The organism is Oleiphilus sp. HI0128 (genome assembly GCF_001635365.1).
The window spans coordinates 1-925 of sequence record NZ_LWGG01000769.1; the positions used below are offsets into that span (position 1 = coordinate 1).

General features: G+C 47.5%; 1 protein-coding gene. It reads right to left on the reverse strand.

Going from position 1 to position 925, the window contains the following annotated elements; genetic code table 11:
* Nucleotides 1–925, reverse strand: a 925-nt coding sequence (gene glnA / locus A3763_RS10755) for a type I glutamate--ammonia ligase (RefSeq protein ID WP_068760012.1), incomplete at both ends; no start/stop codon positions are given.

The following is a 925-nucleotide window of genomic DNA, read 5'->3' on the forward strand; positions in this document are numbered from 1 at the left end:
ACTGGTGCTTCGAAGCCTGGAACCAAACGCTTGTATGAGTTAGTAGAAGCGTTAGTGAAAGCGTTCAAAGTCTTAGCGTGCTTAATGATACCGCCGATGTAGTATAGGCACTCATCAGATAGACCAGCATAGCCGTCACCAGCCATAACGTTAACGCCATCTTTTGCAAGAGACATGTGAACGTGCATGCCAGAACCGTTATCGCCAACTACTGGCTTAGGCATAAATGTCGCAGTCTTGCCGTAAGCGTGAGCAACGTTGTGTACACAATACTTAAGGATCTGAACTTCATCAGCCTTGTTTACTAGTGTATTAGCGCCAACACCGATTTCACACTGACCAGCAGTACCAACTTCGTGGTGGTGTACTTCGATTACTAGACCCATTGCTTCCATCGCTGCACACATTGCTGCACGAAGGTCGTGTAGAGAGTCAACTGGTGGTACTGGGAAGTAACCGCCTTTAACGCCTGGACGGTGACCAATGTTACCGCCTTCGAATTCTGCGTGGCTACCCCAAGCAGCTTCTTCAGAGTTGATTTCGTACATAGCGCCGTTCATGTCGGCTTTCCACTTAACGTCATCAAATACGAAGAATTCTGGCTCTGGACCAAACAATGCAGAGTCAGCGATACCTGTAGACTTCAAGTATTCTTCAGCACGGATCGCAACAGAGCGTGGGTCGCGCTCGTAGCCTTGCATAGTTGAAGGCTCAACGATGTTACAACGAACGATCAAAGTGCTTTCTTCTGTGAACGGGTCAAGTACTGCTGTAGCGTCTTCAGGCATAAGGATCATGTCTGATTCGTTGATGCCTTTCCAGCCAGCAATTGATGAACCGTCAAACATTTTGCCTTCTTCGAAGAAGTCTTCGTCAACTTCAGAAGATGGAATGCTTACGTGTTGTTCTTTACCGCGAGTATCTG